This window comes from Agromyces sp. NSFZ, assembly GCF_056156205.1.
In genome coordinates, this window is the sequence record NZ_CM149585.1 from 1 (window position 1) to 26,689 (window position 26,689).

Sequence of the window (26,689 nt, forward strand, 5' to 3'; positions counted from 1 at the left end):
ATGACAGAGCAGCCCATTTCAGAGACATGGGCAACCGTCCTCGACCGACTCTCCGACGACGAGGCGATCACGCCGATGCTCCAGGGATTCCTCAACCTCGTCGAGCCGAAGGGCATCGCCGCCGGCACCTTCTACCTCGAGGTGCCCAACGACTTCACGGCGAGCATGCTGAACCAGCGCATGCGGGTCTCCCTGCTCTCGGCGATGAGCGTCATCGACGCACCGTCCGCCGTCACCTCCTTCTACGTCGTCGTGAATCCCGACCTCGAGGAGGCGCGCGCACCCGAGCCGCCGTCCGGGCAGGCCGGGCAACCGGGGCAATCCGCACCATCCGCATTACCCGGCGACTACGCCAACGCCGTGGAGATGCCCGCATCCCCGCAGTCGGTGTTCGAGAACACGAGTCCCGATCGGCCGCGCGACGCCCGGCTCAACCCCAAGTACTCGTTCGACAGCTTCGTCATCGGCCAGTCGAACCGGTTCGCCCACGCGGCCGCGGTCGCGGTCGCCGAAGCGCCCGCGAAGGCGTACAACCCGCTCTTCATCTACGGCGACTCGGGCCTCGGCAAGACGCACCTGCTCCACGCCATCGGCCACTACGCCCTCAGCCTGTACCCGGGCATCCGGGTGCGCTACGTGAGCTCCGAGGAGTTCACGAACGACTTCATCAACTCGATCGCCAACAACCGCGGTTCGCTCTTCCAGCAGCGCTATCGCAACATCGACATCCTGCTCATCGACGACATCCAGTTCCTGCAGGGCAAGGCGGAGACCCAGGAGGCGTTCTTCCACACCTTCAACACGCTGCACGACCACAACAAGCAGGTCGTGATCACGAGCGACGTGCCGCCCAAGCACCTCACGGGCTTCGAGGATCGCATGCGCAGCCGGTTCGAGTGGGGCCTCATCACCGACGTGCAGGCACCCGACCTCGAGACGCGTATCGCGATCCTCCGCAAGAAGGCGCAGTCCGAGCGCCTGCAGGTGCCCGACGACATCCTCGAGTACATGGCCTCGAAGGTCTCGAGCAACATCCGCGAACTCGAAGGCACGCTCATCCGCGTCACGGCCTTCGCGAGCCTGAACCGCACCCCGGTCGACATGCCGCTGGTGCAGACGGTGCTGAAGGACCTCATCACCGACGACTCCGACAACGTGGTCGCGCCGGTCGACATCATCACGGCGACCGCGGAGTACTTCAAGCTCACCGTCGACGACCTCTACGGCTCGAGTCGCTCGCAGGCGGTGGCCACCGCGCGACAGATCGCGATGTACCTGTGCCGCGAGCTCACGAACCTCTCGCTGCCGAAGATCGGCCAGCTCTTCGGCAACCGCGATCACACCACCGTCATGTACGCGAACAAGAAGATCTCCGAGCTCATGAAGGAGCGCCGGTCGATCTACAACCAGGTCACCGAGCTCACCGCACGCATCAAGCAGACGACACGCTACCGCTGACCGGATGCCCCGAAGGGGATCGATCCCGCCGCCCCATGCGCTCTCCGGCACCGTATGCGACCCGCTGACGGCGAATCCCACAGCTGTGGACAACTTGTGGATTGTTAACGAGCAACGCCGTCAACACTGTTGAGACAATGCCGCACCCTGTGCACAACTCGGTTCCGGGCGAGGCACGCATCTGCGGCATCCGCTGCGAAGCCCACACACTGTGCACAGATCGGATGCCCCGCCTCGGGCGTCATTCCGCGGATCGCTGCACACCATCCACAGTTTCCACAGCGGTTAACACCGTTAAGAGAAAACTGGTTAACCGAGGGGCCCCGACAACAATCGAGTCGAGGTGTCGTCGCACGGCCCGGCGGGATCGGAATGACCCTCCGCGGCGTCGACCCTGCGGATAGCATGGGAACCCACGAATGCGCCATCCACGACGGGAGAACCGTGAAGTTCCAGGTCAATCGCGACGTCTTCAGTGAGGCCGTGTCCTTCGCCGTCAAGCTGCTGCCGCAGCGCACGACCCTGCCGATCCTCTCGGGCATCCTGATCCAGGCGAACGCCGACGGGCTGGTGCTGTCCTCCTTCGACTACGAGGTCTCCTCCCAGACCGAGATCCAGGCCGATGTCGAGGAGCCCGGCACGGTGCTCGTGTCCGGCCGCCTGCTCGCCGAGATCGCCGGTCGCCTGCCGAACGCGCCCGTGCGCGTCTCGACGGAAGACGCGCGCATCTCGGTGAGCTGCGGTTCGTCGAACTTCACGCTGCTCTCGATGCCGGTCGAGGAGTACCCGTCGATCCCCGAGATCTCCGGCGAATCGGGTGTCGTACCCGCAGAGGAGTTCGCGACGGCGGTCGCGCAGGTCGCCGTCGCAGCATCCCGTGACGATGTCACCCCCGTGATCACGGGCGTGCAGCTCGAGGTGCGCGAGCACCACCTGGGTCTCGTCGCGACCGACCGCTACCGCGTGGCGGTTCGCGAGATCGACTGGGACGGTGGCAACGTCGCCACCGACGACACGCTCACCGCACTCGTGCCGGCACGCACGCTGCAGGAGGTCGGCAAGACGTTCGGCCACTCGGGCACCATTTCGGTCTCGATCACGAGCCGCGACGACCGCGAGCTCATCGCCTTCAGCGCCGACCGGAAGACCGTCACCTCGCTGCTCATCAAGGGCAACTTCCCCCCGGTGCGCCGGCTGTTCCCCGACACCGTCGACAACTACGCGGTCATGAACACCGCCGAGCTCATCGAGGCGACCCGCCGCGTCGCGCTTGTGCTCGAGCGCGAGGCCGCCCTGCGCTACACGTTCACGGCCGACGGGCTCACGCTCGAGGCCATCGGCAGCGAGCAGGCGCAGGCCTCGGAGTCGATCGACGCGATCCTCACGGGCGATGACACGGTGGTCTCGCTGAAGCCCCAGTTCCTGCTCGACGGACTCGGCGCCGTGCACTCGGAGTTCGTGCGCATCTCGTTCACGAAGACCGAGAATCCGAACAAGCCCGGACCGGTGCTCATCACGAGCCAGTCGTCGCGCGAACAGGCCGGCGCCGACACCTATCGCTACCTGCTGCAGCCCAACCTGCTGCTGCGCTGAGCCCGCGCCGTCACGAGGCCCATATGCGGCCGCCGGGAGGTCGGCGGTGGGCGGTAGCGTGGAAACTCCCGGATGCCGCGTGATCGAAGGGAGTTCAGCGTGCATGTCGCCCGCCTCTCCCTCACCGACTACCGCAACTACGAGCGCGCCGAGCTCTCGCTCGGGCCTGGTGCCACCGTGCTCGTCGGGCGGAACGGCCAGGGCAAGACGAACCTCGTCGAGGCGATCGGGTACCTGTCCACGCTGGGGTCGCACCGGGTCTCGGGCGACCAGGCGCTGATCAGGGCCGGGGCGGATGCCGCGATCATCCGCGCGCTCCTGGCGCACGGCGACCGCGAGCTCCTGGTCGAGGTGCAGCTCAACCGGCAGGGCGCCAATCGGGCCCAGCTCAACCGCTCCCCGGTGAAGGCCCGGGAGCTTCCGCGATACGCGCACAGCGTGCTGTTCGCCCCCGAAGACCTGGCGATCGTGCGCGGTGAGCCGTCGGTCAGGCGACGGCTGCTCGACGAGCTCCTCGTGCAGCGCACGCCGCGGCTCGCGGGGGTCATGGCCGACTACGACCGCGTCCTGAAGCAGCGCAATTCCCTGCTGAAGAGCGCCCGCGCGCGAGGACTCGCGGCCGCGAAGCTGCCCACGCTCGAGATCTGGGACGAACGCCTCGTCGAATTCGGGTCGGAGATCATCGACCAGCGGGTGGCGCTCATCAGCGAGCTCGCGGCCCCGCTCGCGGCGGCGTACCGCTCGATCGTCGACGCCGATCATCGTCCTGAGCTCAGGCCGCTGCTGTCGATCGACGGGGGCGACGTCGATCTCGATGCGGGCGGTGCGGGTTTCGAGACGCCTCCTTCGTCGGCTCCTCGACCCGCGGACTCGTCGGCTCCTTCGGGCGCAGCCGGCACGCGGAGCCGCTTCGCCGACGCCGTGCGCCGGCTGCGCCCGAAGGAGCTCGAACGTGGCATCACCCTGGTCGGGCCGCACCGCGACGATGTCGCGCTGCTCCTCAACGGCCTGCCGGCCAAGGGGTACGCGAGCCACGGCGAGTCCTGGTCGTTCGCGCTCGCGCTCCGGCTCGCTTCGGCCGAGCTGCTGCGGCGCGATTCGTCGACCGGCGACCCGGTGCTGGTGCTCGACGACGTGTTCGCCGAGCTCGACCGGCTTCGCCGGGAGCGCCTGGCGGCAGCGATCGGCGGCTTCGAGCAGGTCCTCGTCACGGCGGCCGTGCTCGAAGACGTCCCCGAGCCGCTCACGGCGCGAATCGTGCACATCGAGGCGGGCCGCATCGTCGAGAGCGAGACGACCGATGTCTGAGGCGGCGCGCGTATACCAGCATTTCCGCGAGATCTTCGGCGACACGCGACCGCGTCCTGGCCGGGCGCGCAATCGCACGCGCGAGGCATCCGGAAGCGAGCCCTTCACGCCTGGTCGCGACCCCAAGCCCCTCGGCGACGCGATCGACGGGCTCACGACCCAACTCGGCTGGACGGCCCCGCTCTCGCAGCACGAGGTGCTCGCGTCGTGGGCCGAGGTCGCGGGGGAGGAGATCGCGAAGCACACCGAGGCGATCGCGATCGACAACGGCGTGCTGCAGGTGCGCTGCGAGTCCACCGCGTGGGCGACCCAGCTGCGCCTGATGCGCACGGAACTGGTGACCCGCATCCTCGATCGGAGCCCGGATTCGGGAATCGAGACCATCCGCTTCCAAGGGCCGGATGCCCCCACCTGGAAAAGGGGCCCCAGATCGGTTCCAGGGCGGGGCCCGCGCGATACTTACGGCTGAGACGGCAAATTCGGTCACTGAGCCCGCTTCATCCCCTCAGATCGGCGCTTCCGGGCCGGGGCACAGCCTCCGTTTGATAGGATGAAGGGTCGCCAGAATGACGGTCAGGAGCCCGATTCACACATGACAGCCGAACCCGCGAAGGCCCAGCAGAAGCCGGCATACGGCGCTGATGACATCCAGGTACTCGAGGGCCTCGAAGCGGTTCGCAAGCGGCCGGGCATGTACATCGGCTCCACCGGACCGCGCGGCCTGCATCACCTCGTGTACGAGATCGTGGACAACTCCGTCGACGAGGCGCTGGCGGGGTATGCCACCGCCATCGACGTGACGATCCTCCCCGACGGCGGCGTGCGCGTGGTCGACAACGGCCGCGGCATCCCGGTCGACGTGCACAAGACCGAGGGCCGCTCCACCGTCGAGGTCGTCCTCACCGTGCTCCACGCCGGAGGCAAGTTCGGCGGCGGCGGGTACGCGGTCTCGGGCGGCCTGCACGGCGTCGGGTCATCCGTCGTCAACGCGCTCTCGTCCAGGCTCGAGGTCGAGGTCCGCCGCCAGGGTTCGGTCTGGACGCAGTCGTACACCGTCGGCGTGCCCGACGCCCCGCTCGTGAAGGGCGAGGCGTCCGAGGAGACCGGCACGACGATCACCTTCTGGCCGAGCCCCGACATCTTCGAGACCGTCGAGTTCGACTACGAGACGCTCCGCACCCGGTTCCAGCAGTACGCCTTCCTCAACAAGGGCCTTCGCATCACGCTCACCGACGAGCGCGTGGGCAAGGAGGAGATCGACCCCGAGGACACGCCGACCACCGGCGCGATCACGATCCACCCGCGGTCCGACACCTTCCTCTACGAGCGGGGCCTCGTCGACTACGTCGAGTACCTCAACCGCTCGAAGAAGGCCGACCTCGTGAACGAGGAGGTCATCTCGTTCGAGTCCGAGGACACCGAGCGGAAGATCGCACTCGAGGTCGCCATGCAGTGGACGACGGCGTACACCGAGTCCGTGCACACCTACGCGAACACCATCAACACGCACGAGGGCGGCACGCACGAGGAGGGGTTCCGGGCGGCATTGACGACGCTCATCAACCGCTACGCGCGCGAGAAGGGCATCCTCAAGGAGAAGGACGACAACCTCTCGGGCGACGACGTGCGCGAAGGCCTCACGGCGGTGATCTCGGTGAAGCTCGGCGAGCCGCAGTTCGAGGGCCAGACCAAGACCAAGCTCGGCAACACCGAGGCGAAGTCGTTCGTGCAGAAGGTCACCGGCGATCAGTTGGGCGACTGGTTCGAGCGCAACCCGGGGCCGGCCCGCGACATCATCCGCAAGGCGATCCAGGCGGCGACCGCGCGTCTCGCGGCACGCAAGGCACGCGAGGCGACGCGGCGCAAGGGGCTGCTCGAGTCGGGCGGCATGCCCGGCAAGCTCAAGGACTGCTCGTCGAAGGACCCGTCGGTCTCCGAGATCTTCATCGTCGAGGGCGACTCGGCCGGCGGCTCGGCCGTGCAGGGACGCAATCCCGAGACGCAGGCGATCCTGCCGCTGCGCGGCAAGATCCTGAACGTCGAGAAGGCCCGCCTCGACCGCGCGCTCGCGAACAACGAGGTGCAGGCGATGATCACGGCGTTCGGCGCCGGCATCGGCGAGGACTTCAACACGGAGAAGGCCAGGTACCACAAGATCGTGCTCATGGCCGACGCCGACGTCGACGGCCAGCACATCACGACCCTGCTCCTCACGCTGCTGTTCCGCTACATGAGGCCGCTCATCGAGCTGGGCTACGTGTACCTCGCGCAGCCGCCGCTCTATCGCATCAAGTGGTCGAACGCCGAGCACCAGTTCGTGTACTCCGACAAGGAGCGCGACCTGCTCGTCGGCGACGGCACCGCGAAGGGCTGGCGCATCCCCAAGGAGAACGGCATCCAGCGGTACAAGGGTCTCGGCGAGATGAACCACCAGGAGCTCTGGGAGACGACGATGAACCCCGAGACCCGAACGCTCCTGCAGGTGACCATGGAGGACGCGGCAGCAGCCGACGAGATCTTCTCGACCCTGATGGGCGAAGACGTCGAGAGCCGCCGCAACTTCATCCAGAAGAACGCGAAGGACGTGCGTTTCCTTGACATCTGACGTGATCAACCCCGGGGCCGACGACAGCGGCGAGGGCTACGGCATCCACGGGCGCATCGACCAGGTCGACCTGCAGCTCGAGATGCAGCGGTCGTACCTCGACTACGCGATGAGCGTCATCGTGGGCCGGGCCCTGCCCGACGTGCGCGACGGCCTGAAGCCCGTGCACCGCCGCGTCATCTACGCCATGTACGACGGCGGGTACCGACCCGACAAGGCGTTCTCGAAGTGCGCCCGCGTCGTCGGCGACGTCATGGGTCAGTTCCACCCGCACGGCGACACCGCGATCTACGACGCGCTCGTGCGCCTCGTGCAGCCGTGGAGCCTGCGCTACCCGCTGGCGCTCGGACAGGGCAACTTCGGCTCACCGGGCAACGATGGCGCCGCCGCGCCACGGTACACCGAGACGAAGATGGCGCCGCTCGCGCTCGAGATGGTGCGCGACATCGACGAGGACACCGTCGACTTCCAGGACAACTACGACGGCCACACCCAGGAGCCGTCGATCCTGCCGTCGCGATTCCCGAACCTCCTCGTCAACGGCTCGGTCGGCATCGCCGTGGGCATGGCGACGAACATCCCGCCGCACAACCTCCGCGAAGTGGCATCCGGTGCCCAGTGGTACCTCGAGCACCCCGAGGCGACGCGCGAGGAACTGCAGGAGGCGCTGATCCAGCGCATCAAGGGACCCGACTTCCCGACCGGCGCGCAGATCCTCGGCGTGAAGGGCATCAACGACGCGTATCGCACCGGTCGCGGTTCGATCACCATGCGCGCGGTGGTGTCGGTGGAGGAGCTGCAGGGCCGCACCTGCCTCGTCGTGACCGAGTTGCCGTACCAGGTGAACCCCGACAACCTCGCGATCAAGATCGCCGACCTCGTGAAGGACGGCAAGATCGGCGGCATCGCCGACATCCGCGACGAGACCTCGGGCCGCACCGGCCAGCGCCTCGTGATCGTGCTGAAGCGCGACGCGGTCGCGAAGGTCGTGCTCAACAACCTGTACAAGCACACGCAGCTGCAGGAGAACTTCGGCGCGAACATGCTCGCGATCGTCGACGGCGTGCCGCGCACGCTCTCGATCGACGGCTTCGTCGCGCACTGGGTCGACCACCAGATCGAAGTGATCGTGCGTCGCACGCAGTTCCGCCTCCGCAAGGCGGAGGAGCGCATGCACATCCTGCGCGGCTACCTCAAGGCGCTCGACGCACTCGACGAGGTGATCGCGCTGATCCGCCGCTCGCCCACCGTCGAGGAGGCCCGCGACGGACTCATCGACCTGCTCGACATCGACGAGCTGCAGGCGCGCGCCATCCTCGAGCTGCAGCTTCGCCGGCTCGCCGCGCTCGAGCGCCAGAAGATCATCGACGAGGCCGAGGAGCTCGAGGCCCTCATCGCCGACTACCGGGCGATCATCGCGTCGCCCGAGCGCCAGCGCGCGATCGTGTCCGACGAGCTCGCCGAGATCGTCGACAAGTACGGCGATGAGCGCCGCACCCACATCCTCCCGGGATACGACGGCGACATGTCGGTCGAGGACCTCATCCCCGAGGAGGAGATGGTCGTCACCGTCACGCGCGGCGGCTACGTGAAGCGCACCCGCAGCGACAACTACCGCTCGCAGCACCGCGGCGGCAAGGGCGTGCGCGGCGCGCAGTTGCGCGCCGACGACGTGGTCGAGCACTTCTTCGTCACCACGACGCACCACTGGCTGCTCTTCTTCACGAACATGGGTCGCGTCTACCGGGCGAAGGCGTACGAGATCCAGGAGGGCGGCCGCGACGCCAAGGGGCAGCACGTCGCCAACCTCCTCGAGATGCAGCCCGACGAGCAGATCGCCGAGATCCTCGACATCCGCGACTACGAGGTGGCGCAGTACCTCGTGCTGGCGACCCGCGACGGGCTCGTCAAGAAGACCGAGCTCACCGCCTACGACACCAACCGCTCGCGCGGGGTGATCGCCATCAACCTCCGCGAGGGCGACGAACTCGTCTCGGCGATGCTCGCCGACGACGACGACGAGATCCTGCTCGTCTCGCGCAAGGGCATGTCGCTCCGATTCGAGGCGACCGATGAGGCGCTCCGACCCATGGGACGCTCGACCTCTGGTGTGAAGGGCATGAGCTTCCGCGACGGAGACAGCCTGCTCGAGGCATCCGTCGTGCCCGCATCGAACGGCGATGGCGGGCCGGATGTCTCGACGCCGACGTCGTCCGATGACAACGGACAGAAGCTCAGCACGAGTGACACGTACGTGTTCGTCGTGACCGAGGGCGGCTACGCCAAGCGCACTCGCGTCGAGGAGTACCGCAAGCAGCAGCGCGGCGGACTCGGCATCAAGGTGGCCAAGCTGAGCGAGGATCGCGGCGACCTGGCAGGGGCGCTCATCGTCTCGAGCGCCGACGAGGTGCTGGTGGTTCTTGCCAGCGGCAAGGTGGTACGCTCTGACGTCGCCGAGGTTCCGGCCAAGGGCAGGGACACGATGGGCGTCGTGTTCGCGAAGTTCGCGGATGACGACCGGATCATCGCCATCGCGAAGAATTCCGAACGGAATCTCGTGGAGGAGGCCGCAGAAACCGAAGCGGCTGAACCCGCGGGGGAGGAGTAACCGTCCATGAGTAGCGTCGCCGAGAAACTGGCTCGCAAGACCAACCGCCGCCCCCCGGCGAAGCAGGTGCGGTTGCGCCTTGTGTACATCGACTTCTGGTCCGCGGTGAAGTTGTCATTCCTCGTCGCGGTGGCCCTCGCGGTGATCAGCATCGTCGTCACGTTCCTCGTGCACACGGTGCTGAGCTCGACGGGCATCTTCGAGCAGGTCAACTCGCTCGTGCAGGATGTCGCGGGCTCGAGCGGCGACCTCACGTCGGTGCTCTCGCTCGGCAACGTGATGGGCTTCGCCGTCGTGGCGGCGCTCCTCAACCTGGTCGTCACCACTGCGCTCGGCGCCATCGTCGCCGTGCTCTACAACCTCAGCGTGAAGATCACGGGCGGCCTGCTCGTCGGGTTCACCAACAACTGAGGCCGCCCGGCTGCCCGGCTCCGCGCCAGTTCGCCGTCCGGTGCGCCAGTTCAACTGGCGCAGCGGCGCGCGAAGTGGCGCAGATCGCGCGGGAGCGGGGCCGGGTCGGCGTCGATTGGGCGAATCCCGCAGCGTCGGGTAGTCTGTCCTTCGGCCGAATTCGGGGATATAGCTCAGGCGGTTAGAGCGCTTCGCTGATAACGAAGAGGTCCGAGGTTCAAGTCCTCGTATCCCCACCCCGAACAACTCCACACCGACGGATGCCGCGGCCTCCGTCTCCGGGGCCTTAGCTCAGTTGGTAGAGCGCCTGCTTTGCAAGCAGGATGTCAGGAGTTCGATTCTCCTAGGCTCCACATCTCGTCACCCGTCAGGTCGATCTCATCCTGCCGAGCCCTCCACGCAGGGGAGTGCCTCGTCGGCCCCGCGGCATCCCGATGCGTGCGCACTTCGACGCCGTCGCAAGAATTGCGCGACGCCGTGCATCCGATACCGCGTCGCGAGGGGAAGTCAGTGGTGAAGGGTGAACATGCACCCGCCGACGGAAGGGAACATCCAATGAAGCGCATCATCGCCACCGGATTCATCACCGCTCTCGCCACGTTCGGCTTCGCCGGCGCCGCCCACGCTGCGCCCGCCGACGCTGCCTGCTTCGGCCAGGTGCACAAGACCATCAACACCGAAGGCGCCCTCGGATTCACGAACGTCGGAGACGTCGTCACGGCGCTCGGCGGCCAGGGCAAGAACGAGACCGCCAGGGGCATCTGCGGCGACTGAGGCCCCTGACGCTTCTTCGCACGGTCGTCGGCGGCTCGGAACCTCGTGTCCGAGCCGCCGACTCACGTTCTCCCTACCGGCCGCGACCCCGTCGACGGAGGTCTTCCGTACGGTAGAACTCGGACTGGCCGGCTCGACCGTTCGCGGCGATCCTGAATCGCCGAAGAACGGATCGAAGGAGACCCCGCATGACGCAGATGGTGCGTGCCGCCGTGCAGACCGGACCGCGAACGATCGAGATTCGCGAGTTCCGCAGGCCCGAGATCGGCCCCGACTCTGCATTGCTGCGGGTGGAAGCGAACGGCATCTGCGGCAGCGATGTCGAGATCTACCGCGGCCACCTCGGGGGCGAGCGGGACCCGTTCATCCCGGGCCACGAGCCGCTGGGCATCATCGAGGAGCTCGGCGACCGAGCGGCGGAGCGTTGGGGCGTCCAGGTCGGTGACCGCGTCGCCGTCGAGGTGATCGTCCCGTGCCGCGCATGCGTTGACTGCCTCACCGGGCGCTACCAGGCGTGTCGGTTCCGCACCTATGGGCACGGCGTCACGGGCGTCGAGGTGGCACCGTCCCTGTGGGGCGGATTCGCCGAGTACATGTACCTGTCGCCGACGACCGTCGTGCACAAGATCGACAGGACGCTGCCGGTCGAGATCGCGGCCATGTACAACCCGATCGGCGCGGGCGTGCGCTGGGCGGTCGATCTCGGCGGCGTCGGCCTCGGCGGCACGCTCGTCGTGCTCGGTGCCGGGCAGCGCGGCATCGGAGCGGTCATCGCCGCCAAGGCGGCCGGGGCGAAGACGGTCATCATCACGGGCCTCGAACGCGATCGCCACAAGCTGGCGGTCGCGCGCGAGCTCGGCGCGGACCACACCGTCATCGTCGACGGTGACGAAGGTCGGAACATCGTCGACGCAATCACCGAGACCACCGACGGGAGGATGGCGGATGTCGCCCTCGAGGTCACGCCCATGGCGGCACAGCCCGTCACCGACGCGTTCACCTCGGTGCGCCATGGCGGTGTCGTCGTGCTGGCCGGCCTCAAGGGCCGACGCGAGATTCCGCTCGTCACCGACCTCCTGATCAACCGCGCCCTCACGGTGAAGGGCGCGTTCGGCGTCGATGCCGTCGCGAACGAGAAGGCGATCGCCCTGATCGGGTCGCGGCGCTTCGCGCTCGAGAAGCTGCACACGCACTCGTTCGGTCTCGACGAGGTCGGCCTTGCCATCGACACGCTCGCCGGAGACGCCGGCGACGGATCGGCGATCCACGTCTCCGTGCATCCCGAGTACGTCTGAGGTCGCAACCCGCCCGGTCCCAGTGGCATCGGCAGCCCTCGGACCGCGGGGTACAGTGACGTGATGGACATCCGCATCGCCGCGTACGGGGTGATCATCCGCCACGGCGAGATCCTGTTGTCGCACTGGAACGAGCACGGTCGCTCCGGTTGGACGCTGCCGGGGGGAGGGATCGACGGCGCCGAGCACCCGGTGCAGGCGGCGAGGCGGGAGATCCTCGAGGAGACCGGCTACGAGGCCGCCATCGACCGCCTCCTCGGCATCGACACGATGGTCGTGCCCGCCGCACGACGGCATCGGGGCGAGTCGCCGCTCTATGCGATGCGCATCGTCTACCGCGCGACGGTCACGGGCGGGGAGCTCCGAAACGAGGTCGGCGGGTCGAGCGACGAGGCCAGGTGGTTCCCGCTCGAGCAGGTTCCGGAGCTGCACCGGGTGAGCCTGCTCGACATCGCGCTCCGGCTCAATGCGGATGAACCGGCCGACGGCGTACCGCGCCCGGCATCCTGATCGATCGAGGACGGTCCGCGAACGTGCACGGCGACGGCGGCAACGCAGCGACGCCGAGGTCGGTGCGCTCTCGCCATCGCCGCGCACGGCCGAAGCCCCCGCGGCAGAGATCTCCATCGAGTGATGAAGTCGCGAGCCGCGGGGGCTCGGTGGGGAAGGTGCCCATGATCGTCACACCATCGGTGCGGCGAGCACGGCCAGTCGCTGGAACTGGTCGTCGCGCGCCCGGGTCGCGGCCTGCTCGGCCTCTCGACGGAGCTGCACCGCACCGTGGCTGCGGCGCTCGTCCTGGCGGTTGCTCCAGGCGAGCAGCGCCAGCCCGGCACGGCGAGCCATGCGCTGACGCAGATGGCGTGCCTGGGTACTGAGTTCGACGGATCGGCCCTGGCGGGTCGCGCCGGCGGTGAGGGGATTCGCGTTCACGATGTTTCCTTCGGTTGGGGTGTTGCGAGGTGCCCGACGGCGGTTGCCGAGGGCGGGGCGATCCGTGGTCGTGCGGGATGCGTGCGCCCGACGGATCAGCGCGAGCGTGCGCGGGGGAGGCTGCGAGGGCGCGCGAGCGCGCGTCGGGAGCCGGTGCGTGACGGCGAGTGCGGTGCCGGCGAGGCATCCGAGGGTCGTCTCAGTCGTGGCGACGAGATCGGCGGATGTCGCGGGAGGGGACCCGCAGGTCACGCCCGAGCGGGCGGAGTGACGTCAGGCGCAGCAGCGCGAGAGGTCGACGAAGCCCGCTAGCAGGCGGCGTACGCGAGGAGGACTCCCGTGCGCGGCAGTGTGAAGATTCGGCGCGTCATCATGGGTATCAACTCCTCTCGTGATTCGGCCTGGTCAGGCACGAGTCAACAGAGTAGCGGGATTCTCGCCGGGAACGCAAGGCGATTTCTCAGATTCCTGTGATTGGCAGGATTCGATCGGGACGACGGCCGGATTCGTACGTCTCGGGCGCATGCGCAGATGACGATGACCCCGCCGCAGAGACGATGGGCCCCGCCCAAGAGACGATGACCCCGCCCAGAGGGCGAGGCCATCGCGAGAACTGCAGAGGCGTCGTGCGGCGTCAGGCCGGAGGCGCCGCCGCCGGCGCCGGGGTCGGCGTGGGCTCGTCGTCGGCGACCCAGAGCTCGTCGTCGGCGCGGAAGGTCTGCCAGACGGCGTAGGCGACGCCCGCCGCGACGACGACGGCCGCGCCGACCGCGAGATAAGTTCCGACACCGGGGCCGCGGTTCTTCTCGACCACGGCCACCGCTCTCGGAGAGATGCGGCCGATGGCCCGGCGTACGCGTGCGTCGTTGGCGATGTCGCCGATGGAGAGCACCGAGCCGAGGGCGTTGCCTACGGTGCGCTCGATGGCGTTGCGAGCCTGATCGACGCCCGGACGGACGTAGCTCTCATAGCCGGTGCGCACGCGCGGTACGAACTCCTCACGAGTGAGGTTGCCGAGTGCTCGGCTCGCCTCCCGCGCGACCGCGTTCGCCTCGGCGAGCACGTGCTGCTGGTCCCCCCAGAGTTCTTCCGCACTGCTGCGCAGTCGCTTGAGTTCCTTCCGGCGCTTGCGTGACAGGCTCATCTCGACCTCCATCGTTGTGCAGCGAACCCCTCCATCTTGCCACCGAAACGGCTGATAGCGGGGTGGGAGTCCCAAACCTGCATGCCGGTTGACGAATCCGTGCATGACAGAATAAGGGCATGCCGATCCACACCGCAGTCGCGACCCTCAACACCAACCACGGACCGATCAAGGTCGACCTCTACGGGCACCACGCGCCCAAGACGGTCAAGAACTTCGTCGGCCTCGCGACGGGTGAGATCGAGTGGACCCACCCCGGCACGGGTGAGAAGTCGACCAAGCCGCTGTACGACGGCGTGGTCTTCCACCGCATCATCCCCGGCTTCATGATCCAGGGCGGAGACCCGCTCGGTCAGGGCATCGGCGGCCCCGGCTACCAGTTCGACGACGAGATCAACCCCGAGCTCGACTTCACCGAGCCCTATGTGCTCGCCATGGCCAACGCCGGCATCCAGGGCGGCCGCGGCACCAACGGCTCCCAGTTCTTCATCACGGTCGGCCCCACGACGTGGCTGCAGGGGAAGCACAGCATCTTCGGCAAGGTGACGGATGCCGCGAGCCAGGCCATCGTCGACAAGATCGCGTCGGTTCCGACCGACGGGCGCGACCGTCCCCTCGAGGATGTCGTCATCGAGAGCGTCACCGTCGAGCAGGCCTGACGCCCCGGTGAGCGACGCCGACGCCGATCGGCCAGGCACCTGCTACCGGCACCCCGATCGGCCGAGCTACATCCTGTGCCAGCGGTGCGGGCGCACGATCTGCCCCGAATGCCAGACGCCCGCGCCTGTCGGGGTGATCTGCCCCGAGTGCATGCGCGAACAGCGTGCTTCGGCACCGCGGACGACGCCTGCCGTGGTCACTCGAATGCGGTCGGCGGCGCGGCGTGGAGCACCGGTGGTGACGTATACGCTCATCGGCATCACGCTCGCGGTGTTCCTGCTGCAGCTGGTTCCCGGGCTGGCGCTCACCGAGCGACTGCTCTACGCCGGCGTGTACTCGCCGCCGTTCAACTTCGAGCCGTGGCGCATGCTGACGTCGGTGTTCGTGCACTCCAACCGACTGCTCTTCCACGTGCTGCTGAACATGTACACCCTGTGGATCTTCGGTCAGCTGCTCGAGGGAATCCTCGGTCGGTGGCGATTCCTGGCCCTCTACCTCATCGCCGGATTCGCGGGCTCGGTGGGCGTGCTCTGGCTCGGTGACCCGAGAACCGGCGTGGTCGGGGCATCCGGAGCGATCTTCGGCCTCATGGGCGCGTTCCTCGTGATCCAGCGGCGGCTCGGCGGGCAGACGACGCAGCTGTTCGTGCTCCTCGGCATCAACCTCGTGATCGGGTTCATCCCGGGCTTCAACATCGCGTGGCAGGCCCACCTCGGCGGCCTCGTGGTCGGTGCGCTCGTCGGCCTCATCTACGTCGAGACGCGCAAGCGCTCGCAGCAGACGCTGCAGGTGTGGCTGCTCGTGGCACTCGTGGCCGTGCTCGTGGTGCTGAGCCTGCGCTATTTCTACCTGCCGATCGTCTGAGTCGCTGGAAGCGACGACCCACGGCGTTGCGCCAGGCCGGCGAGGGTGCGAGTTATCCACAACGCTGTCCACAGTTGGGGAGAGTTACACGCCTGTAATTGACGCCAACTCGGGGGACAACGGGGGGCGAGCGTGTTCATGGCCTGTGGAGAACATGACGGTGGGCGGATGCCGCGACATCCGCCCACTCGATGGAAATCGCCGCCGGCTACCGCCAGCGGGTGGTCATGAGGAAGCCGACGAAGGCGATGCCGAAGCCGATGAGGATGTTCCACGAGCCGAGATCGGCGACGGGCAACCGGCCCTGGCTCACGTAGAAGACGATGATCCAGGCGAGGCCGACGAGCATGAAGCCGAACATCACCGGCTTGAACCAGACGGGGTTCGGGGCGTCTTCGCCGCTCACCTGTTCTGCGCGCGCGGGCTTCGAGGGTTTCGTACGTGCCATGCGGGCGATTCTAGCCGAGTGGGCCGGGGACTCCCAGCCGGGTCGGTTGCCGCGGGAATAGAATCGCTCATATGTCCGCCGAGCAGTCCGAGCCGCCTCGCGCGCCCGGCGAGCGCACGCCCCGGCGGGTCGGTGTCATCGGCGTGCTCGGCGAACTGCTGGTCACGGCCGGTGTGCTCATCCTGCTGTTCCTCGGCTGGCAACTGTGGTGGAACGACGCCATCATGGCCGGGCAGCAGTCGAACGCGGCATCCGGTCTCAGTGCGGAGTGGCTCGAGGAGGCGCGAGCCGACCGCGGCGACGGCGGCGGCGACGGAGCCGACGGGGCCGACGACCAGGCACCCGTCGTCGAGGACTACGGCGACCCTGTGGTGGCCGCCGCATTCCCCGACGGCGATCCGTTCGCCATCATGTATGTGCCCCGCTTCGGCGAGGACTCGCAACGGCGCATCGCCGAGGGCGTCGGGCTCGACGTGCTCAACAGCAACGCGCTCGGGGTGGGGCACTACCCCGAGACCCAGATGCCGGGAGACGTGGGCAACTTCGCGATCGCCTCGCACCGCAGCGCCTACGGCGGCGGCATGCACGAGATCGAGCAGCTGCGCCTCGGTGACGCCATCTACGTCCAGACTCGCGACGGCTGGTACACGTACCGCTTCCGCGACCTCGAGTACGTGACGCCAGAGACGGTCGAGGTGCTGGCACCCGTGCCGCATCATCCCGACCTGCAGCCGGTCGACCGCCTCATCACGCTCACGAGCTGCAATCCGCTGTACTCGACCGCCGAGCGCATCATCGCGTACGGGGTGCTCGAATCGTGGCGGCCGAGCACGGCCGGCCCGCCCGCCGAGATCGCCGACGTCGTCGCAACCTGGGAGTCCTGACATGTACGCTGCACTCTGGCGGGTGCTTCCCGGCCCCGTATGGCTGCGGATCCTCCTGCTCCTGCTGCTCGCCGCGGCCGTGGTGTTCGCCCTGTTCACGTGGGTGTTCCCATGGGTCGACGGCATCGTCAATCCGATCGAAGTCACGGTGGAGTGAATGACCAGAGTCCTCGTCATCGACAACTACGACAGCTTCGTCTACACGCTGAACGGCTACCTGCAGGAGCTCGGCGCCGAGACGGAGGTGGTGCGCAACGACGCGATCGCACCCGAGGAGGTCGCGGCGCGCATCGCCGAGTACGACGCCGTGCTGATCTCGCCGGGGCCCGGCAAGCCGTCGGATGCGGGTGTGTCGATCCCGGTGGTCGAAGCCGCCCTCTCGACGGGCCAGCCGGTGCTCGGCGTGTGCCTCGGACATCAGGCGATCGCGGAGGCGTTCGGCGCGGTGGTGACGAATGCCGAGGAGCTCATGCACGGCAAGACCTCGAGCATCACGCACGACGACAGCGACTTCTACACCGGGGTGCCGCAGCCGTTCACGGCCACCCGGTACCACTCGCTCGCCGTCGTCGACGACACCGTGCCGCCAGAGCTCGTCGTCACCAGCCGCACCCAGGGCGGCGTGATCATGGGGCTCCGGCACGAGTCGGCGCCGATCTTCGGCGTGCAGTTCCACCCCGAGTCGGTGCTCACCGAGGGCGGGTACCGGATGCTCGGCAACTGGCTCGCGGTCGCCGGCCTCCCCGAGGCGCGCGAGCGCGCCGTGCACCTGAACCCCCTGGTGCGGTCGAGCTGACGCACGTGGGTCGGGCTGGCGGCCTCACGACCCTCGGGACGCCCTCCGCCGCGGCGTCAGCCGGCGCAGTAGGTGAGTTCGACCGTGGATCGCTGCGGAACGTCGCCGGGCGGCAGGGACTGCTGCGTCACGGGTGAGCCCGGTTGCGACTTGCAGGACGGGTCGGGCTTCGGCACCGGGTTCAGCTGCAGGTTCTCGGCCGAGAGGTAGGAACTCGCCGCGGAGAGCGTCTGGCCCGTGAGGTCGGTGAGCGTCACCATGCCGCTCGAGACCCGGAAGTCCACGGTCGACCCGGCCTCGACGGAGCTTCCGGCCTCCGGCGAGGTGCCGAGCACGGTGTCGGCCGCCACGGACGGGGAGTTCTCTCGGGTCTCGGTGCCGGGCGCCAGGCCGACCGCCTGCAGGTCGGCCTTCGCCTGCTCGAGGGTCTTGTTGCGCAGGTCGGGTACCGTCACCGCCTGTCGTCCGGACGAGACCCAGATGGTCACGGCCGTGCCCGAGTCGACGATCTCCGCCGCCGGCGGGTCCGTGCGGATCACCTGTCCGGCCGGCACCGTCTCGCTCGATTCGTCGATGCGGCTCGCGGGAAGGCCGAGCTCCTGCAACTGCTGCACGGCGTCCTCGTACGTCGCGCCCGCGAGGGCGGGGATCTCGCGGGCGTTCGACGGAAGGTCGTCGGCGGGCTGGAGGTTGAAGGCCCAGTACATGACGGCGACGACGATCACGACGACGCCGATGATGCCCGACCAGATCCACACCGCGGGCGGTCGACGCTGGGTGCGCGTCACGGTCTCGTCTTCAGTGAGCTGGCGCAGCGCGAGCTCAGAGGTCGAGAGCGCGCCCGTCGGCGCCCCGAAGAGCAGGGTCGCCTCGTCGGGCTGCTGATGCACCGGCACCCGGCCGGTGGCGGCGACGTCGACGTCGGCGCGGAACTCGGCCGCCGTCTGGTAGCGCTCCTCGCGGTTCTTGGTGAGCGCGTGCATGACGACCGCGTCGAGTGCGGGGGAGACCTTCGGGTTGATGACGCTCGGCTTCACGGGCCGTTCGCTCACGTGCTGGTAGGCGACGGCCACCGGGGTGTCGCCCCGGAACGGCGGACGACCGGTGAGCATCTCGAAGAGCACTACGCCCGTCGAGTAGAGGTCGGTGCGCGCGTCGACCGTCTCACCCTTCGCCTGTTCGGGCGAGAAGTACGACGCGGTGCCGAGGATCGCGGTGGTCTGGGCGACCGTGGTCGCCGAGTCCGACACCGCTCGCGCGATGCCGAAGTCCATGACCTTCACCTGGCCGGTGGTGGTGATCATGATGTTGCCGGGTTTGATGTCGCGATGCACGACACCCGCCCGATGCGAGTACTCGAGCGCGGTGAGCACTCCGTCGATGACGCGGACGGCTGCGACCGGCTCGAGTGGTCCGTCGTGGATGATGTCCTTCAGGAGCCGCCCCTCGACGAACTCCATGACGATGAACGGCAGCTGCACCTCGTGCCCGGCGGCGTCGACGACCGTCTCCTCGCCGGCGTCGAAGACGCGCACGATGGTCGGATGCGCCATGCGTGCCGCCGACTGCGCCTCCTGGCGGAAGCGCATGCGGAAGGCGGGGTCGGTCGCCAGCTGCGGCTTGAGGAGCTTGATCGCGACCTGGCGACCGAGGCGGCTGTCGGTGCCGACGTGCACGTCGGACATGCCGCCCCGACCGATGAGTGCACCCACGCGGTATCGACCCGCGAGTACGCGTCCCTCATCGCTCACCATGCAGCTCCGTTCCGTACGTCCCAGTTCGCCCGTCAGCCGTTGCCGTTGGCGGCCTTGATGTCGACCGTGAGGGCGGGCGAGAACGGTGAGTCGAGCTGACCGCAGAAGTAACGGTAGGTGACCTCGAACGATCCGCCGGGCGCATCATTGACGTTGATCTGCGCGCTCGTCGTACCGGGTCCGAAGACCGGGTTGTTCGGAACGGATGCATCGCCCGTGACGGCGACCTCGTAGCCGCTCAGCGTCTGTCCGGCCGGGCACGTCTGCGGAGACCACTGCACGGTGATCTGCGAGCCCGGATCGGCCGGATTCGTGTTCGTTGTGGGCGCCGACGACGGTGCGGTGGGCGCAACCGGGTCGGTGAGGTAGGTGAGCGTGATCGTCGTGCCGGGCTGCACCGGTCCGCTCGGGTTCACCTCCGAGACGGTGTTCGCAAGGCCGGGCTCCGTCGCCGCAGCACCGGCCTGGCGGGTGACGGGCAGGCCGAGCGCCTCGATCTCCGCCGCGGCATCGTCGATGTTCATGCCGATGTAGGCATTGCGGTCGATCTGGATGGTCTGCGGCGCCTGCGTGGTGGGCGGCGTGGTCGCCGTCGGAGGCGCCGTCGTGGCGGTCGGACGCGCCGTGGTGGAGGTCGGGTCGTCGTCGCCGCCGCCTTGGCTCATCGCGATCGCGATGATGGTGCCGATGAGCACGATCGCGAGGATCGCGATGAGCACGATGAGCGGCCAGGTCCACGGGCTGCGCTTGCGCTCAGCGGTCTCCTCGTCGACGGTCTCGGTCGTCGCGACGTCTCCGGCACCGAGCCCAGCGGCAGCTCCCGCCGCGTATCCGCCCGCCGCGGAGGGCAGTACCGTGGTCGCCGCCGTCGCGCCCTGCTGCGGCATGAGCATGGTCGCGGCGGTGCCGCCGGCGGCACCCAGCACGGCCGGGACGGCCGCCGCCGCCCCCTGCACATCGCCGCGTCGCAGCGCCGTCGCGGCGCGCGCGAGGTGGGCCGCCGACTGCGGGCGATCGGCCGGATTCTTCGCGATGGACGCGTACACGAGGTTGCGGACCGGCTCGGACACGGTGACCGGCAGGTCGGGCGGCGTCTCGTTGATCTGCGCCATGGCGATCGCGACCTGGGACTCGCCGGTGAACGGTCGACGCCCGGCGAGCGCCTCGTAGGCCACGATGCCGAGCGAGTAGATGTCGGTCGTCGGCGACGCGGGATGCCCTGACGCCTGCTCTGGCGAGAGGTACTGCACGGTGCCCATGACCTGGCCGGTGGCGGTGAGCGGCACCTGGTCGGCGATGCGGGCGATGCCGAAGTCGGTGATCTTCACGCGCCCGTCGGGTGTGATGAGCAGGTTGCCGGGCTTGATGTCGCGATGCACGAGGCCGGCCGCGTGTGCGGCCTGCAGTGCGCCCGCGGTCTGCGCGACGATGTCGAGCACCTTGTCGGTGGAGAGCACGTGCTCTCGCTCGAGGATGGTGGAAAGGGCCTCGCCGGGCACGAGCTCCATGACGAGGTAGGCGCTGCCCTCCTCCTCGCCGTAGTCGAAGACGTTCGCGATGCCCTCGTGGTTCACGAGGGCGGCGTGGCGCGCCTCGGCGCGGAACCGCTCGAGGAAGCCGGGGTCGCCGAGGTACTCGTCCTTCAGGATCTTGATCGCCACCTGACGGCCGATGACGAGATCCGTCGCCTGCCACACCTCGCCCATGCCGCCGATGGCGATCCGGGACTGCAGTTCGTAGCGCCCTCCGAAGGTGAGCCCTGCGCTCGGTCTCATTTGTTCAGCACCGCCTCTAGTACCTGCTTTGCGACGGGTGCGGCGATGAGATTGCCGTACCCCTCCTGACCAAGTCCCCCGCCATCCTCCACGAGTACCGTGATCGCATACTGAGGGCTGTCGGCGGGGGCAAAACCCGTGAACCAGAGAGTGTAGGGGTCACTCTCTCCGTTCTCTGCTGTACCCGTCTTACCGGCCACGCTGACGCCGTCTATTCTTGCATTACTCGCGGCCCCGCTTTCGACGCCGTCCACCATCATCTGCACCATGGTGTTCGCCGTGTCCTCGCTGATCGCGCGGCCGAATTCGGCGCCCTCGAACTCCTGCAACGGCGTGAAGTCGGGGGCCGTGATGGCGTCGACCAGATCGGGCTTCATGACGATGCCGCCATTGGCGATCGCGGCCGAGACCATGGCCATCTGCAGGGGCGTCGCCCGCACGTCGCTCTGCCCGAAGGCGCTGAGCGCGGTCTGCGGTTCGTCGAGCACGCGAGGGTAGACGCTCGTCTCGGTCGGCGTGGGGATCTCGAACGAGGAGTTGAAGCCGAACTTCTCGGCCTGCTCGCGAATGGCGGCATCGCCGAGCTCCATGCCGAGCTCCGCCATCGGGATGTTGCACGAGAGGCGGAGCGCGTCGGCGAGGGTGACCTCGGCGCCCGGCCCGCAGGTGCCGCCGCCGGAGTTGCGCACCACCGTGTCGGTGCCCGGCAGGGTCAGCGTCGCCGGATTCGGGAAGGTGGACTGCGGCGTGTACCGGCCCGACTCGAGCGCGGCCGCCGTGACGACCAGCTTGAACGTCGAGCCGGGCGGGTTCATGTCGCCGCCGATGGCACGGTTGAACAACGGGTCGGCCGGATCCGCGAGCAGTCCCTCGTACGTCGCCTGCACCTGGGAGCTGTCGTGCACGGTCAGCGCGTTGGGGTCGAACGTGGGCTTCGACACCATGGCGATGATGCGCCCCGTGGACGGTTCCGTGACGATCACCGAGCCGGTGTAGTCGCCGAGCGCGTCCCAGGCCGCCTGTTGGGCGACCGGGTCGATGGCGACCTCGACGGATGCTCCCATCGGGTCCTGCCCGGAGATGAGCCGGTTGAGCTGGTCGAAGAACTGGCTCGACGACTGGCCGCTGAGGTACGAGTTCAGCGCGTGCTCGAGGCCGGTGGACTCGCCGTTCACCGGGATGTACCCGGTGACGGGCGCGTAGAGCGGCCCGTTCGCGTACACGCGCTGGAACTTGTAGTCGTCGTCGGTGGGCTGCGAGAACGCGATGGGCGTGCCGTCGACGAGGATCGGTCCGCGCTCGACCGAGTAGCTCTCGTAGAGCGTGCGCGAGTTGCGCGGGTCGGCGGCGAGGTTCTCGGCCTGCACGTACTGGATGATCGTGGTCGACACGAAGAGCGCCAGGAACATGAGGAGCGCGACGATCGTCACGCGCTTGAGCTCGCGGTTCATCCCTCGATCACCAGCCTCGGGTGGTTGCGCACGGTGTCCGAGAGCCGCAGCAGCAGGGCAACGATGATCCAGTTCGCGACGAGCGACGAGCCGCCGGCCGCGAGGAACGGGGTCGTGAGGCCCGTGAGCGGGATGACGCGCGTGACGCCGCCGACGACGATGAAGACCTGCAGCGCGATGACGAAGGCGAGGCCGACGCCGAGGAGCTTGCCGAAGTCGTCCTGCCCGGCGAACCCGATGCGGAACCCGCGCGCCACGAACAGCACGTAGAGGGCGAGGATGGCGAAGATACCGGCGAGCCCGAGCTCCTCGCCGAGGCTCGCGATGATGTAATCGCTCTGCGGTACGGGCGTGATGTCGGGCCGCCCCTGTCCCCAGCCGGTGCCGATGAGCCCGCCGTTCGCCAGCCCGAACAGGCCCTGCACGAGCTGGTAGCTGCCGCCGAACTCCTGGTCGAACCGCTCGGGGTTGAACGGGTCGAGCCAGTTCGCGAACCGGTTGCCGACGTAGTCGAGCGTCTGGCTCGCGACGATCGCGCCGCCGATGAAGAGGCTGAGGCCGAGCACCACCCACGAGAGCCGGCTCGTCGCCACGTAGAGCATCACGAGGAACAGGCCGAAGTAGAGGAGGGCCGTGCCGAGGTCGCGCTGGAAGACGATGACCGCCATCGACAGTGCCCACACCACGAGCAGCGGACCGAGGTCTCGAGCCCGCGGGAATCGCATGCCCAGCACGGTGCGCCCGACCATCGACAGCGAGTCCCGGTTGCGCACGAGGTAGCCGGCGAAGAAGACGGCGAGGGCGATCTTCGCGATCTCGCCGGGCTGGAACGTCGCCACGTCCCCGATGCCGATCCACACACGTGCGCCGCTCACTTCCCGGCCGATGCCGGGCACGAGCGGGAGCAGGAGCAGGACGATGGCCACGAGGCCCGAGAGGTAGGTGTAGCGGAACAGCACGCGATGGTTGCGCAACGTCAGGATGGTGGCGATGGCCGCGACGATCGCGATCGCGCTCCACACGATCTGCCGCACCGACGCGCTCTCCCAGCCGCTCTCGCCGTCGGCGATGTCGATGCGGTAGATCATGGCGATGCCGAGGCCGTTGAGCACGGTCGCGACGGGGAGCAGGAACGGGTCGGCGTCGCGAGCCACGAAACGCATCGCGAGGTGCAGGCCGAACACGAGCACCGACAGGCCCAATCCGAGCAGGATCAGCTGCGTGTCGATGCCGCCCATGGCACCGAGCTGCACGAGCAGGAGCGCGCCGATGTTGATGATGCACGCGAGGGCCAGGAGCCACAGCTCGGTGTTGCGCAGTCGCTGCGGGAGGCGGATGCGCCGGACGCCGCCGGGAGGCGTGCCCGTCGAGACTCCGCCCGCGGTTCGCTGGTCAGTCAACGGATTCCTCCAGTCGCTGCACGATGCGGTAGGCCTCGGAGAACGAGCCGGCGCTGATGGTCTGCTCCACCCGCTGCTGGTCGTACGTGCGCAGGTCGGCGATGTCGATCGTGGTCTCGGTGTGCAGCTCGTGCAGCGAGATCGGCCCGAGATCCTGCTGGATGCCCTGGAAGATCGCGACCCGGCCGTTCGACTCGCCGACGTAGTAGCGGGTCTGCGTCCACTGGTAGCCGACCACGAACGTCGTCACGATGGCGGCGATCAGCAGTACGACCCAGAAGATCCACATGATGCGCCGCCGGCGGCGGCGACGCTCGTCCTCCTCGATCAGCTCGTCGAAGTAGTCCTCCGAGTCGGGCTCGAAGTGCGTCTCCTGCACCGGGTGCGGCCGGAACGGAGCCAGCCGGATGCCCCGGGCTCGCACCGGTTCCGCGGCGGCGCCGAACGCGAGCGGGGCGGCGGCCGAGCCCACCACGAGTGGCGGGGTGGCCGGTGCGGGCGGATCGCCGATGTCGACCACGACGACGGTGACGTTGTCGGGGGCACCGCCGTCGAGGGACGCCTTCACGAGCCGGTCGGCGACCTGCTTCGCCCCGGCATCCGTCGAGAGCAGGTCGTGCAGCTCGTCGAAGGAGACGACGCCCGAGAGGCCGTCGGAGCAGAGCATCCACCGGTCGCCGGGGCGGGCGTCGAGCACCATCGAGTCGATCTCTGGGGAGCTCTCGACATCGCCGAGCACCCGCATCAGCACCGAACGCCGCGGGTGCACCATCGCCTCCTCGGCGGTGATGCGTCCGGCGTCGACGAGTCGCTGCACGAACGTGTGGTCGGTCGAGATCTGGCTGAGCTCGCCTGAGCGCAGCAGGTAGATGCGGGAGTCGCCGATGTGCGCGATCACCACCCGGTCGCCCTGCACCAGCAGGGCGCTCACGGTGGTACCCATGCCGGTGAGTTCCGAGTGGCCGGCCACCGTCTCGGCGAGCTGGCGGTTGGCGGCGACGAGAGCGCCCTCGAGGGCGGCCGCGGCATCCGGAGCCGAAGGGTAATCGGCGTCGGCGTCGGCGATGCGGGTCGTCGCGATGGCGCTCGCCACGTCGCCGCCCGCGTGACCGCCCATGCCGTCGGCGACGAGGAAGAGCCGCCGCCCGGCATAGCCGGAGTCCTGGTTGTTCGAGCGGATCCGCCCGACGTGCGAGACCGCCGCGCTCGCCTTGACCGTCGCCATGGCTACCGCCGCAGCTCGAACGTCGTCGCTCCGACCTTCACCGTGGCTCCGAGCGGGATCGGGGTCGGCACGGTCACTCGGGAGCCGTTGAGGAAGGTGCCGTTCGTGGAGTCGAGGTCCTGGATCATCCAGCGGCCGTTCCACAGCATGAGTCGCGCGTGGTGGGTGGAGGTGTAGTCGTCGCGGATGATGATGGCCGAGTCGCTGGATCGGCCGATCGTGATCTCGTCACGGCCGAGGGGGAACTCGGCGCCGGCGCGCGCACCGCTCGTGATCACGAGGCGCGTGGCGTTGTCGGTCGAGGCCGTCTCGCCGCCGGGACCCGATGCGGGGGCCGACGGGTGCGACACCGCCTCGGTGGGTGCCGCCGACGACGCGGGGAACGCGGATGCCGCGACCGGCGCCGCAGCGGCGTCGGGCTGGAGCTTGCGCACCCGCTGGCCGAAGAGGTCGCTGCGCAGGGAGTAGACGATCGCGAAGACGAAAACCCAGAGCAGCAGGAGGAACCCGAGCTGGAGGACCAGGAGGGTGAGTTCGCTCATTCGCCGGGCCCCCAGAATCCGCCCATGTCGTGGCGTTCGGTGGCCGGGTCGGGTCGCCGCGCCGCGGCCGGGGCGGACGCCTGGGCCAGCACTCGGAACACGATGCGGCTGCGGCCGATCGTGATGACGGAGTCGGGCTCGAGCACGGCGTCCTTCACGGGGGCGCCGTTGAGCTGCGTGCCGTTGGTGGACCCCAGGTCGCGCACTCGCGCGCGCGAGCCGTCCCACTGCACCTCGGCGTGACGGCGGGAGGCCCCGGAGTCGTCGAGCGTGATGTCGGCCTCACTGCCGCGACCGATCACGGTGCGGCCCTTGAGGATCGGATGCCGCGTGCCGCCGATGTCGAGCACGGGGGTCCAGGCGACCTGGCCCTTCACGTTGCGGGAGTCGACCTGGACCATGCCCTCGGTGAGGCCGGGATCGGACTGGAGGGTGATCGAGATGCCGCCGGCGAACTGGAAGCGCTGGCTCGCCGCGTGCTTCTGCACCAGGTCGGTCAGCTCGTCGATGAGCGCCGGACCGAGGCCGGTCATGCGGTCGTGGTCGGCGGGAGACATCCGCACGGCGAAGGTGTTCGGCACGAGCACGCGGTCGCGTGAGACGACCGCCGCCTTCGTGTCGATCTCGCGCTTGAGTGCCGCGGTGATCTCGACGGGCTGCAGCCCCGAGCGGAAGGTCTTCGCGAATGCGCCGTTGACGGCGCGCTCGAGACCCTTCTCGAAGTTGTCCAGTAGGCCCACAGGTCTCCCGATCCCGTATCC

The 26,689-nt window shown here is 68.5% G+C and carries 25 protein-coding genes and 2 tRNA genes; 17 read left to right on the forward strand and 10 right to left on the reverse strand.

What is annotated here, in order from left to right; genetic code table 11:
* From dnaA to ACVFI9_RS00060, 12 genes are all read left to right on the forward strand, one after another.
* On the forward strand, nucleotides 1–1,458 hold the full coding sequence (gene dnaA, locus ACVFI9_RS00005; protein ID WP_474764000.1) for a chromosomal replication initiator protein DnaA: 1,458 nt from the start codon (nucleotides 1–3) through the stop codon (nucleotides 1,456–1,458).
* Nucleotides 1,459–1,902: 444 nt separating this feature from the next.
* A complete protein-coding gene (dnaN, locus tag ACVFI9_RS00010; RefSeq protein WP_474766336.1) occupies nucleotides 1,903–3,051 on the forward strand; it encodes a DNA polymerase III subunit beta in 1,149 nt (382 codons plus the stop codon).
* 99 nt (nucleotides 3,052–3,150) lie between these two features.
* Nucleotides 3,151–4,359, forward strand: coding sequence for a DNA replication/repair protein RecF (gene recF, locus ACVFI9_RS00015; protein WP_474764001.1), 1,209 nt, complete (start codon nucleotides 3,151–3,153; stop codon nucleotides 4,357–4,359).
* Nucleotides 4,352–4,828 carry a DciA family protein gene (locus ACVFI9_RS00020; RefSeq protein WP_474764002.1) on the forward strand — a complete coding sequence of 159 codons (477 nt, stop codon included), beginning with the start codon at nucleotides 4,352–4,354 and terminating at the stop codon, nucleotides 4,826–4,828. Before recF ends, ACVFI9_RS00020 begins: the two co-directional genes overlap by 8 nt.
* 123 nt (nucleotides 4,829–4,951) lie before the next feature.
* Complete coding sequence (gene gyrB / locus ACVFI9_RS00025; RefSeq protein WP_474764003.1) at nucleotides 4,952–6,964, forward strand: DNA topoisomerase (ATP-hydrolyzing) subunit B; 2,013 nt, start codon at nucleotides 4,952–4,954, stop codon at nucleotides 6,962–6,964.
* Between the two features lie 82 nt (nucleotides 6,965–7,046).
* The gene (gene gyrA / locus ACVFI9_RS00030; RefSeq protein ID WP_474766338.1) at nucleotides 7,047–9,572 is read left to right on the forward strand and encodes a DNA gyrase subunit A; all 2,526 of its coding nucleotides are present in this window, start codon (nucleotides 7,047–7,049) and stop codon (nucleotides 9,570–9,572) included.
* A gap of 6 nt (nucleotides 9,573–9,578) precedes the next feature.
* Nucleotides 9,579–9,983, forward strand: a complete 405-nt coding sequence (locus ACVFI9_RS00035) for a DUF3566 domain-containing protein (protein ID WP_360510580.1) — start codon at nucleotides 9,579–9,581, stop codon at nucleotides 9,981–9,983.
* Between the two features lie 162 nt (nucleotides 9,984–10,145).
* Nucleotides 10,146–10,219 (forward strand) — tRNA-Ile (locus tag ACVFI9_RS00040).
* Nucleotides 10,220–10,263: 44 nt separating this feature from the next.
* Nucleotides 10,264–10,336 (forward strand) — tRNA-Ala (locus ACVFI9_RS00045).
* Between the two features lie 202 nt (nucleotides 10,337–10,538).
* The gene (locus tag ACVFI9_RS00050) at nucleotides 10,539–10,757 is read left to right on the forward strand and encodes a hypothetical protein (protein WP_474764004.1); all 219 of its coding nucleotides are present in this window, start codon (nucleotides 10,539–10,541) and stop codon (nucleotides 10,755–10,757) included.
* 188 nt (nucleotides 10,758–10,945) lie between these two features.
* Nucleotides 10,946–12,052, forward strand: a complete 1,107-nt coding sequence (locus tag ACVFI9_RS00055) for a zinc-dependent alcohol dehydrogenase (RefSeq protein WP_474764005.1) — start codon at nucleotides 10,946–10,948, stop codon at nucleotides 12,050–12,052.
* A 63-nt stretch (nucleotides 12,053–12,115) separates the two neighbouring features.
* Entirely contained in the window at nucleotides 12,116–12,562 is a 447-nt protein-coding gene (locus tag ACVFI9_RS00060; protein ID WP_474764006.1) for an NUDIX hydrolase, read from the forward strand.
* A gap of 171 nt (nucleotides 12,563–12,733) precedes the next feature.
* Here the strand turns inward: ACVFI9_RS00060 and ACVFI9_RS00065 are convergent, their stop codons facing one another.
* Nucleotides 12,734–12,985: a hypothetical protein gene (locus ACVFI9_RS00065; RefSeq protein WP_474764007.1), complete on the reverse strand. Its 252-nt coding sequence runs from the start codon at nucleotides 12,983–12,985 to the stop codon at nucleotides 12,734–12,736.
* 634 nt (nucleotides 12,986–13,619) lie between these two features.
* Nucleotides 13,620–14,129 (reverse strand): hypothetical protein, encoded by a 510-nt coding sequence (locus ACVFI9_RS00070; RefSeq protein WP_474764008.1) that lies wholly within the window; start codon nucleotides 14,127–14,129, stop codon nucleotides 13,620–13,622.
* Nucleotides 14,130–14,248: 119 nt separating this feature from the next.
* On the opposite strand from ACVFI9_RS00070, the gene ACVFI9_RS00075 reads away from it, so the two are divergent.
* Together ACVFI9_RS00075 and ACVFI9_RS00080 are read left to right on the forward strand one after the other, a co-directional pair.
* Complete coding sequence (locus ACVFI9_RS00075) at nucleotides 14,249–14,788, forward strand: peptidylprolyl isomerase (protein WP_474764009.1); 540 nt, start codon at nucleotides 14,249–14,251, stop codon at nucleotides 14,786–14,788.
* 235 nt (nucleotides 14,789–15,023) lie between these two features.
* Nucleotides 15,024–15,653, forward strand: coding sequence for a rhomboid family intramembrane serine protease (locus tag ACVFI9_RS00080; RefSeq protein WP_474764010.1), 630 nt, complete (start codon nucleotides 15,024–15,026; stop codon nucleotides 15,651–15,653).
* Between the two features lie 208 nt (nucleotides 15,654–15,861).
* On the opposite strand, the gene ACVFI9_RS00085 is transcribed toward ACVFI9_RS00080, so the two are convergent.
* Nucleotides 15,862–16,101, reverse strand: coding sequence for a cell division protein CrgA (locus tag ACVFI9_RS00085; RefSeq protein ID WP_474764011.1), 240 nt, complete (start codon nucleotides 16,099–16,101; stop codon nucleotides 15,862–15,864).
* Nucleotides 16,102–16,172: 71 nt separating this feature from the next.
* Here ACVFI9_RS00085 and ACVFI9_RS00090 point away from each other — a divergent pair, with 71 nt between their 5' ends.
* From ACVFI9_RS00090 to ACVFI9_RS00100, 3 genes are read left to right on the forward strand one after another with little or no spacing between them, the layout of a single operon-like run.
* Nucleotides 16,173–16,985, forward strand: a complete 813-nt coding sequence (locus ACVFI9_RS00090; RefSeq protein WP_474764012.1) for a class E sortase — start codon at nucleotides 16,173–16,175, stop codon at nucleotides 16,983–16,985.
* A 1-nt stretch (nucleotide 16,986) separates the two neighbouring features.
* A complete protein-coding gene (locus ACVFI9_RS00095) occupies nucleotides 16,987–17,142 on the forward strand; it encodes a hypothetical protein (RefSeq protein WP_360510571.1) in 156 nt (51 codons plus the stop codon).
* A complete protein-coding gene (locus ACVFI9_RS00100) occupies nucleotides 17,143–17,781 on the forward strand; it encodes an anthranilate synthase component II (protein ID WP_474764013.1) in 639 nt (212 codons plus the stop codon).
* Nucleotides 17,782–17,837: 56 nt separating this feature from the next.
* Here ACVFI9_RS00100 and pknB read toward each other — a convergent pair whose 3' ends face one another.
* Genes pknB through ACVFI9_RS00135 form a run of 7 tightly spaced genes read right to left on the reverse strand, consistent with a single transcriptional unit; the run spans nucleotide 17,838 to nucleotide 26,668 of the window.
* Entirely contained in the window at nucleotides 17,838–19,535 is a 1,698-nt protein-coding gene (gene pknB / locus ACVFI9_RS00105) for a Stk1 family PASTA domain-containing Ser/Thr kinase (protein WP_474764014.1), read from the reverse strand.
* Nucleotides 19,536–19,567: 32 nt separating this feature from the next.
* The gene (locus tag ACVFI9_RS00110; RefSeq protein WP_474764015.1) at nucleotides 19,568–21,310 is read right to left on the reverse strand and encodes a protein kinase domain-containing protein; all 1,743 of its coding nucleotides are present in this window, start codon (nucleotides 21,308–21,310) and stop codon (nucleotides 19,568–19,570) included.
* Nucleotides 21,307–22,761: a peptidoglycan D,D-transpeptidase FtsI family protein gene (locus ACVFI9_RS00115; protein WP_474764016.1), complete on the reverse strand. Its 1,455-nt coding sequence runs from the start codon at nucleotides 22,759–22,761 to the stop codon at nucleotides 21,307–21,309. Before ACVFI9_RS00115 ends, ACVFI9_RS00110 begins: the two co-directional genes overlap by 4 nt.
* Nucleotides 22,758–24,161: an FtsW/RodA/SpoVE family cell cycle protein gene (locus ACVFI9_RS00120; protein ID WP_474764017.1), complete on the reverse strand. Its 1,404-nt coding sequence runs from the start codon at nucleotides 24,159–24,161 to the stop codon at nucleotides 22,758–22,760. Before ACVFI9_RS00120 ends, ACVFI9_RS00115 begins: the two co-directional genes overlap by 4 nt.
* Nucleotides 24,154–25,386, reverse strand: coding sequence for a PP2C family protein-serine/threonine phosphatase (locus ACVFI9_RS00125; RefSeq protein ID WP_474764018.1), 1,233 nt, complete (start codon nucleotides 25,384–25,386; stop codon nucleotides 24,154–24,156). The genes ACVFI9_RS00120 and ACVFI9_RS00125 overlap by 8 nt, the downstream gene beginning before the upstream one ends.
* Before the next feature lie 2 nt (nucleotides 25,387–25,388).
* Nucleotides 25,389–25,928 carry an FHA domain-containing protein FhaB/FipA gene (locus tag ACVFI9_RS00130; RefSeq protein WP_474764019.1) on the reverse strand — a complete coding sequence of 180 codons (540 nt, stop codon included), beginning with the start codon at nucleotides 25,926–25,928 and terminating at the stop codon, nucleotides 25,389–25,391.
* Complete coding sequence (locus ACVFI9_RS00135) at nucleotides 25,925–26,668, reverse strand: FhaA domain-containing protein (RefSeq protein WP_474764020.1); 744 nt, start codon at nucleotides 26,666–26,668, stop codon at nucleotides 25,925–25,927. Before ACVFI9_RS00135 ends, ACVFI9_RS00130 begins: the two co-directional genes overlap by 4 nt.
* Nucleotides 26,669–26,689: the final 21 nt, after the last annotated feature.